The sequence below is a fragment of the Zavarzinella formosa DSM 19928 genome, assembly GCF_000255705.1.
Taxonomy (GTDB): Bacteria; Planctomycetota; Planctomycetia; order Gemmatales; family Gemmataceae; genus Zavarzinella; species Zavarzinella formosa.
In genome coordinates, this window is record NZ_JH636439.1 from 19,152 (window position 1) to 27,364 (window position 8,213).

Annotated in this window: 9 protein-coding genes; 3 read left to right on the plus strand and 6 right to left on the minus strand. The window is 62.4% G+C overall.

All coding sequences use genetic code 11. From position 1 onward, the window contains the following. Positions 1–414: hypothetical protein (locus BGIM_RS64570; RefSeq protein ID WP_040887514.1), on the minus strand; the 414-nt coding region annotated here is incomplete at its 3' end. Between the two features lie 218 nt (positions 415–632). Between BGIM_RS64570 and BGIM_RS0100965 the strand changes: the two genes are divergently transcribed. Together BGIM_RS0100965 and BGIM_RS62390 are read left to right on the plus strand one after the other, a co-directional pair. Further along, positions 633–1,835 carry a glycosyltransferase gene (locus BGIM_RS0100965; protein WP_020467939.1) on the plus strand — a complete coding sequence of 401 codons (1,203 nt, stop codon included), beginning with the start codon at positions 633–635 and terminating at the stop codon, positions 1,833–1,835. Between the two features lie 383 nt (positions 1,836–2,218). Then, positions 2,219–2,413 (plus strand): hypothetical protein, encoded by a 195-nt coding sequence (locus BGIM_RS62390; protein ID WP_157368542.1) that lies wholly within the window; start codon positions 2,219–2,221, stop codon positions 2,411–2,413. A 120-nt stretch (positions 2,414–2,533) separates the two neighbouring features. Here BGIM_RS62390 and BGIM_RS0100980 read toward each other — a convergent pair whose 3' ends face one another. Continuing rightward, positions 2,534–3,733: a J domain-containing protein gene (locus BGIM_RS0100980; RefSeq protein WP_029629621.1), complete on the minus strand. Its 1,200-nt coding sequence runs from the start codon at positions 3,731–3,733 to the stop codon at positions 2,534–2,536. Between the two features lie 278 nt (positions 3,734–4,011). On the opposite strand from BGIM_RS0100980, the gene BGIM_RS0100985 reads away from it, so the two are divergent. Next, positions 4,012–4,179, plus strand: a complete 168-nt coding sequence (locus tag BGIM_RS0100985; RefSeq protein WP_238537576.1) for a helix-turn-helix domain-containing protein — start codon at positions 4,012–4,014, stop codon at positions 4,177–4,179. Positions 4,180–4,425: 246 nt separating this feature from the next. Here BGIM_RS0100985 and BGIM_RS0100990 read toward each other — a convergent pair whose 3' ends face one another. From BGIM_RS0100990 to BGIM_RS56745, 4 genes are all read right to left on the minus strand, one after another. Beyond that, positions 4,426–4,866 (minus strand): hypothetical protein, encoded by a 441-nt coding sequence (locus BGIM_RS0100990; protein ID WP_157368543.1) that lies wholly within the window; start codon positions 4,864–4,866, stop codon positions 4,426–4,428. A gap of 67 nt (positions 4,867–4,933) precedes the next feature. After that, on the minus strand, positions 4,934–5,707 hold the full coding sequence (locus BGIM_RS48070; protein WP_040887516.1) for a 3'-5' exonuclease: 774 nt from the start codon (positions 5,705–5,707) through the stop codon (positions 4,934–4,936). Positions 5,708–5,721: 14 nt separating this feature from the next. Further along, positions 5,722–5,886, minus strand: coding sequence for a hypothetical protein (locus tag BGIM_RS62395; RefSeq protein WP_157368544.1), 165 nt, complete (start codon positions 5,884–5,886; stop codon positions 5,722–5,724). 132 nt (positions 5,887–6,018) lie between these two features. Beyond that, the coding region (locus tag BGIM_RS56745) for a recombinase family protein (RefSeq protein ID WP_052639604.1) at positions 6,019–8,213 on the minus strand (2,195 nt) is incomplete at its 5' end.

Below are 8,213 nucleotides of genomic sequence, written 5' to 3' on the forward strand. Positions count from 1 at the left end.
GGAACCTGCCTGGCCCCACGCCGTGGGCTCGAAAGCCTCCGGCGGCGAACCGGCCGCCGATGGCGGGGCCGCCTCGTCGCCGACGGACGGCGAACCGATCAACGGCAACGGGCTTCCGTTTGAACCGGACTTGGGTTCGGGAAAACCACTCCTGGCCGGCGTGCTCGAACCGCCTGGATTCAAATGTTCTCCGAGATTGAAGCCAATCAGGCTGAACGCCGACACAAACACCGGCGCCCCCATGGAGCCGAGCGCCTCCGAGGGCGGGTTCCGTTGTTCCAGCGACCGCACTTCCAGTCTGGTCGTCGGCCGGCCGGCCGGGGAATTTTCCCGGCCAAGCCAGCGGCTCAGGCGGCTCAGGAAAGAATCAAGGGGACGCGCGGACGCATTCAGAGGAGCCTGGCGAGGGGGCATAGCAGATCCGTGTCGGGTTGGAATGACCTTGGACGTTTCGAGTTTTGCAAGTCAAGAGGGAGATTTTGTGCGAAGAGTTAACGACAATGCAATATAAAAATTCTCAGAATCGTAATCTTCAGTTGTCGCGAGAACCAAACCGCCTGAACATTTGGACACAAGAATTGCCCCGCGGTTCGGAACAAAGTCAGGAATTTTTAAAGTCCGGTCACCCTTGAATGGCCAATCCGCCCCGCATCCTGTTCGCCTCGTATCTCGGGTATTTTGACACGTCGAGCGGGGCCGCCCTGGCCACCCGCGACTTGCTGGAATTGCTGGCAAAAAACGGCTGGTCCTGCGGCGTCGTGTGCGGACCGGAACTGGACTGCGCGCCCGCCGTCGACCGGGCGGCGGCCATGGCCCGCCTGGGATTGTCCGTGACGGACGGAACGGACGGAACCGACGGCGGCCACCGATTGTTTCACACCGTGGCCGGCGGTGTTCGCTGCACGGTCTTTGAACCGGCCGACTGGACCGGTCCCCGCGAGGCGACCGTCGCCGAGGGCGAGGCCTTTCTCCGGGTGTTCCGGACGGTTGCCGGCCGTTTTCAGCCCGACATCGTCTTGACCTATGGCGGCCGCCCCCCCGGCATGAGGTTGATGGCCCTGGCGAAACAAATGGGATTCAAGGTCGTGTTCGCGCTGCACAATTTCGGTTATCCCGGCCCGCAGGCCTTCCGTGATGTCGACACCGTCTTCGTCCCCTCGCGGTTCGCCCAGGCGGAGTATGCCCGGCGGGGCGTGACGGCGGCCGTGCTGCCCGGCCCGATCCCGTGGGACCGGGTGCGCGCTCCCCGCGTCGAGGGGAAGTACGTCACCTTCGTCAATCCCGTGCCACCCAAGGGGGTGTTCGTCGCGGCCCGGATCATGGCCGAACTGGGAAGACGCCGGCCGGACATCCCGTTTCTTGTGGTCGAAAGTCGCGGCGGCGTTGACTGGCTCGGCCGGGCCGGGGTCGACCTGGCCGGCGTCACGACCGTTCATCGCATGGTCAACACCGGTCAGCCGGCCGCTTTCTACGGAGTCTCCCGGGCGGTGCTGATGCCCTCGCTGTGGTGGGAGTCGCTCGGCCGTGTCGCCGTCGAATCCCTCGTCAACGGCATCCCCGTCATCGCCTCCGACCGAGGCGCCCTGCCTGGAACCTTGGGCGCCGCCGGCGTCTGTCTTTCGGTTCCCGACCGGTACAAACCGGAAAGTCGCCGGGCTCCCGCCGCCGCCGAGGTCAAACCCTGGTGCGACGAGATTGAGCGACTGTGGGATGACGCCGCCTATTTCCATGAACGAAGACGGGCAAGTCTGGCCGAGGCGGAACGGTGGCGGCCTGAATCGTTGTTGTCGTCATATGAGACATTCTTCCAACGTTTGGCCGCCGTCTCATCCTGACGAAGAATGATTTGAACTTGTTTTCCGTCGGACATCGGCCGGCAGGCGACATCTCCGGCAATGATGGGATGGAAATGTTGCGAGGCTTTGCCGGCGCCCCTCGAAGATTGGAGCCTGATGATCACCCGGCCGACGGCAAATTGAAACGCCCCGGCGATCCGGCCGCAATGCGGGCATGCTTTGGCTGAATCGGTCAGCCGACGGCCCAAATGATTTTGAATTGCCCGGCCGCCAAGCCGCCGATCTCCCGACGAGGCGATTGGATCTCCCCTAAATATTCCGGCCAGACGAGTCACAATACCCGGGCCGGAATTACCCGTCACGTCGATGGCGGATTTTCGGCCCGTGTCCGTTCACCCATTCAAACCGGGAGTGGCAAAGACATGGCCAAGTTTGTGGTCTTCGAGCAGTTCATCCTCACGCTGCGGGTCTCCGACGACCTTCCTGAGAACGTCGTCGAGGAGACGACGGAATGCCTCGGATCTGATTTATTTCGGACCCGATTGTCAAAGGCGGTCAGGAAAGTCATCTCCGAGTTCCCGGCCCTGGCCGGAATGCGGGTGACCGTCTCCCGCTGACAAGCTTTTGTGGCCGGGTCCATGCCCGACACGGAAAGAAGGTGTGTGCCGCTTCACCGGTCCGGTCCGCAAGGACCGGACCGGGACATTTTTCTTAGCCATCAGCCCGCTGGATGCTGCTCACTTCCAGTCAAAATTGGCCGTGTTCTCAATCTTGACCTTCCGGCCTTCCAGACGGGCCGTGCCCGTGATCTCGATTTTCACATAACGGTTCGACAAGACCGCGATCCGTTTGACCTCCTTCGGCTTCCAGCTTTTCCAAGAAAGTTTGTGGGCCACTTGAACGCCATTCTGCCGGTGCAGGGTGACGGTGATCCGCACCTCGGACAGTTCTGTGGTCGTCTCACACGTGAGATTCAACTCCTGGCTGGCGGAGGTGGTGACCAACGAAGCGGAGAGTTGGTTGATCACCACGACTTCCGGAGCCGGATATTCCCGCAGCGTTTGGAACTGACTGTCGCAAAGATAAACATCAACCGGGGCATTGTCAAAGCACTCGGAACCGACTTCCTCCCCGATTCCGAGATAAGCAGGAGTCGCATCATCTTTCGGACGCTCACGAATTCCCAGAAAACGCAGCTCGAATCGCACGCCGTTTCGGCGGATTTGGAGGATATGCGTCACCTGATCGGCTTTGACCCGAATGAGATAATCACGGAGTTTCTCGGCTTCGGCCTGTCCGACACCTTCCGAGTAGTACAGACGGGTCTTGCCGACGTTCATCAGGATGCCAGCCGGCGCCTGGGGCGCCGGCGACGGCAATGGTTTCACCTGTGGTTCGGCGGTGTCCCCCTTCTCCGCCGGAACCTGCGGACGACGGGCGAAAAGAGCGTCCCGGAAAATCACGCCGAGGATCACCACTCCGATAATGCCAAAAACCACTTTGTGCCGATGTCGCTCCAGCCAATATCGGAGGGCCGGCCACCCGCCGACGGACGCCCGGGCGGCGGCGTCTTTTTGCCGGATGTCGACGACCCAGTCCACCAGTTTGGTCGCGACATCGGCGTTGACTCCCTCCTCCACCAATTTCTCGACACATTGTTTTGACGTCCAGCCCTGGTTCAAGGCCTCGTTGACTCGCTCGCCATGGATGTTCATCCATTGTTCGGCACGCAAATCCTCGTCATAAACCCGGCGTTTCTCCGGATTGCCGAGCGTCTCATAAGCGTCGTTCAACTCGCGCATGAGCGTGGTCGCCGAGGTGTCGGGATTCTTGTCCGGGTGGTACTTCGCGGCCAGCCGCCGATAAGCGGCCTCGATGATCTCGGCCTCGGCCCCGGTCGACACCTGTAGGATCTCGTAATAGTTGCGGGCGTGCATGAGATTGATTTCTCCTGTAATAAGGGAAGCGTCGCCAAAAGGCTGTCCGACAGACATTCGCCGACTTGGACCGGTTTTTCACGGGGGCCGCCGACGGCTGGTCGAACGCCGGCCCGGTTGATGACGGAGGATGGCCGGCCCGGCGGAGGGCGGCAAGAGAATGCTACTTAAACACATCTTCATTGGCGGCATCATCACCGTCAATGACAAACCGAGACGACCGGCGATTTCTCGAACAAATCGGGTTTCGCATCCGCGAGCGACGGCAGGAACTGAAGATGACCCAGGCCGGCCTTGGCGAGGCCGCCGAACTGCACCGAACCTTCATCGGCTCGGTCGAACGCGGCGAGCGAAACATCGCCCTGCTGAGCCTGCGACGCATCGCCCGGGCGCTTCGGGTGCCCGTGGCCGAGTTGCTGGCCGACCCGAATCCGAAGACCGCATAAGCCACCCGCGGCCGGAAACCAGCTCAAAATGACGTCGGAATCGGCGGCCATGAGTTTTCTCCGGCCAATGCCAGTCATGGCTCACGACGGCCAACCCCGACACTTGATGATCCTCGAAATTTTCCAGACCAAAACCTTCAAGGTGACTGAGGCGGGGATGCCGGTTTCATGCAAAGGCCATCCGTCTTGTCCTCGCGATAACCCGCCTGTTAATGAGACGTTTCGACGGACGACCAGGTTGGCCCGTCAAAACGGCTGCTGCCACAAGTCGATGCTTCCCAACAAACATCGAAGCAGTCCGGTGACATGCGGGGCCAGGAGTGCCCGGACCGCCGCCTCGCAACTCTCGTAGGGGTTCACCCAGATGTGGGCCAGCGCCTCCCGGTCGGCGTCATTTTCGATGTCGTGCCAGGCTTCGCTGTCCCAGTAGACCGCCCCGAACCCGGCGGGCAGGGTCAGGACCGCCTGGATTGCCTGGCTGCCGTCGGGTCGGCCGCCGAGCGAGAACGGACGTGTCAGCACGACCGGCCCCATGATCACCGTCTCGCCCAGAATTCCGGTGTCATACAGCCGTCGCAGCCGGTCGTTCAGACCCTCCACCGCCGCATCCCCGTGTTCGCTGTCCCTCCGAAGCCGGGTTAGCAGTGCGTCCAGCGCTTCGCGAAGTTCGCCAAACTCGGACATCATTTCTCCCTTGCGGAATGTGATCATTCGCCTGGCCAGTCGGCGAACATGGTGTCGAAAAAACGTTGGATCATCCTTGGTTCCTTGGGTCTTGTCCCAGGGCCGTCCGGATGACGGCCTTGGTGTCCGGCAAGAAGTCCCGGTCCAGCATCCAGGCCAGATAAGCCGGGTCGTCGCGGACGACTTGGTCAAGCCGGCGGCCGAGATGCTTGCCAAAGGCAAACACAATCTCCCCGCCCTCGGATCGGAATTTGCCCCCGACATCAACGGGCGCCAGTTGTTGGTGCAGCCGGGCGGGTGTTCGCGGCAGGTCATCGTAACGCTCCAGCTGGGCCTCCAGAACGGCGGCGGCCGCCGCCGCGTCGGCGAGGGCCGAATGGGCGCCCTCCAATGGCCGCTGACAGTAGAACCGGACGGCGGCGGCCAGATTGCGGGGTTCCCGGCGATGAAAGATTTGCATCGGATCGAGGATGGCCCGCCCCTCCAGCGACAGGTCGAGTCCGCAACGGCCAAACTCGGCTTGGAGGAAACGCAGGTCGAACGCCACGTTGTACCCGGCCAGGTCGGCGTCGGCCAGGAACCGGAACAGCGCCGGAGCCGCCATGGCAAAACGCGGACAGTCGGCGACATCGCCGTCCGTGATGCCGTGAACCGCCGTCGCCCCTGACGGGATGGGCAGGCCCGGGTTCAGTCGGGTGTGGCGAACCTGCGGCGGCTGCGACGGGACGAGCCGGATCGCCCCGAATTCGATGATGCGGTCATGGGCGGCGTCCCGGCCGGTCGTCTCCGTGTCGAGGAAGACCAGCGGCCGGGACAGGACGAGGTGTTGTGGTGTCGGGATCATGACAATTGCTCCTTTCATTTTCGCCCGTCGGCCGACGGGTGGGGCTTTCCGGCGGCATGCAGTTGCCGCCAGCGGGCGGCGATCAACCGGGCCAGCAGCCGGGCCAGCTCGCGGCGATGACGCGGATCGGGAGACGAGCCGGCTTGGGCTCGGGTTTTGGAAGGCTTGGATCCGGGCATGTGAATCTCTGGAAACAAAAAAAGCCGCCTCCGACATTCGGAGGTGGCCTGAAATGGCGTTGATGAACGAGGACATCGTCCTTCTTGACCGAGGACGATTTCAAACGGAAGAGTCACCCGGACTGGCATCGTTTAGTTGTTCTTCGACTTGGGCTCTTTGCCAAGTCCAAGTCGCAGTCGTTCGCGACGAACGCTGCTTTTGCCGCAGCCTACCGCCTCGGCCACCGAGAGGTCCGACCGGCCCTCGCGGAGCAACTTCTCGATTTCGGCCAGTTGATCCGGCGACAGATGTCGATACTTTCCGCGTGACGGAATGTCGCCCGTCGCCGCCGCATTCCTCACGGCCGCCGGCCGCAGGTGATCGTAGGCCCGCGTCACCGTGCCCTGGGACGCTTCCAGCCTTTCGGCGATGCGGTCGAACGACATTTGTTCTTCTTCCCTTAACCGGACAACTTCGGCGGCGATCGCCCTATACTTGTGCGGCCCGCGTCGGCAAGTCGGTTTCTTTTGGGTTTTGGTTTTGGGACGTTCGCCAATGTCGCCAAAGGCCAGGGCGTCCCGAACCGTCCACCAAGTGGTCTCCAAGACGCGGGCGATTGTCTGAAGGCCGGAGCCCGCGTCTCGCATTTTGACCGCCTCGTCCGCGATTTGCTCGTACTTGGGCACTGGAGAAAGCCCCGCCTCCTGCTGATTGGGCAATGTCCAACCACGGGTGTTTAGGAACTCCCAAGCCCCCGTGGTTGGACAATGCCTTTTCTTCGCCAACACGAGCATCACGGCAACCGCGTCAAGCGTAAACATCGCCATCCATACCGGTCTTTTGCTTCCCTCAACCGGTTCTTGGGTGACGACCACCGGACCGGTCAGCTTCGCCAGGACAGGAGCCGCCGCTTGGGGATCGTCGTTGAGCAGTTCCCGCAAATCACCCATCAAGGCCGTCACCGCCTCAAGGGTCATCGGAGGAGGAACGGTGGTCGTCGCCTTGTCCGCCAGGGCCAGTCGCCGCGCTTTGAGTTCCTTCAATTCGTTCTCCATTTGGGACACCTTCTCGAAGATGGCGCCAAGATCGGTCGCCCCGTCGGCTTCGTCGAGTTTGGCAGTGATGACCCTGATCGCCGCTTCCTTCTTGCGAATGGCGGCGTCAAGCGGCTTGGGATCGGCCGAAACGACGGATGGCTGTTCGGCCAGGAATCTGTTGGCGCCAACGGTCACCTCGGCGACAAACTCCTGCGTGAACACCGCGTCCCGAAGATGGTCCAGCACGGCGTCGTCGATGATCCGGGCGGCCTTGTAAGCCTTCGACGTGCAACCGTTTTTGCCGTCACGGCCGTCCAGGCAGACATAGCTCGCATACCGGCCGCTCCGGCCAAGCCACATTGGTTTGTGGCAAACGCCGCACACCGGACGAACCAGTGTCTTGTGATGCAATTCCGTCCGGCTCGTCCGGTTGGCTCCCTTGTTCCTGGCGTAGGCCGCCCGGCTTTTGGCCAGCCGGGCGTCAACACGTTCCCCCAGTTCGTCGGAGATGATCCGCAGGTGAGGAACCTCGCGGCGCAACCACTCCGACTCGGGCCGCTTCTTGATCTTCACCTTCCCGGTGACCGGGTCCGTGACCCGGTGGGTCATCTCGTAGAACTCCACTCCCCGATAGGTGGCACGCTCCAGCAATTGCCTGATGCTGCCCGCGTCCCAAGTGCGGATGCCGCCGACCTCCCTTCGATTGAACAGTCTTCCAATATGGCCGCGGCTTTTCCCGCCATCCGCATATGACTCGCAGGCCTCCCGAACGTGCCCGGCCGCCTCCTGGTCGATCACCCGCTCCCTCGCGATCCGGCCCTCGGAGTCGTGGATCGGCCGGCCATGGTTGTCCGTCACCGGGATCAGCTTGTAGCCGACGGCCGGCTTGCCGATGTTCTTCCCCCGCGAAAAAGCGTCGCGCATCCCCCGTTTGACTTTCTTCCGGAGCTGGTCCACGAACATGTCATGCAGGAAGGCGTAGATGAACAGTTTCAACTTGGCGTCCGGCTCGTTGGAATCGAACCGGTCCGACGCCCCGATCATCCGGTTCCCGGCCTGTTCAATCTGCCGTCCGAGGTGCAGCGACTCGATCACGTCCCGGCTGGCCCGGCCGATCTCGTCAATGAACAGAATCCGGGCGATCCCGCCGGGACCGGCGACCGCCGTTTTGGCCATCTGGTAGCCGCGCCGGGCGGCGATTGTCCCGGTGATGGCGGCGTCCGCGAAGACCTGCGTCCAGGGGATGAACGTGTCAAGCCGCCGGGCTTCCTCCAGGACATTGAGGAGTTGCTGGTCAAGCGAGCGATGGT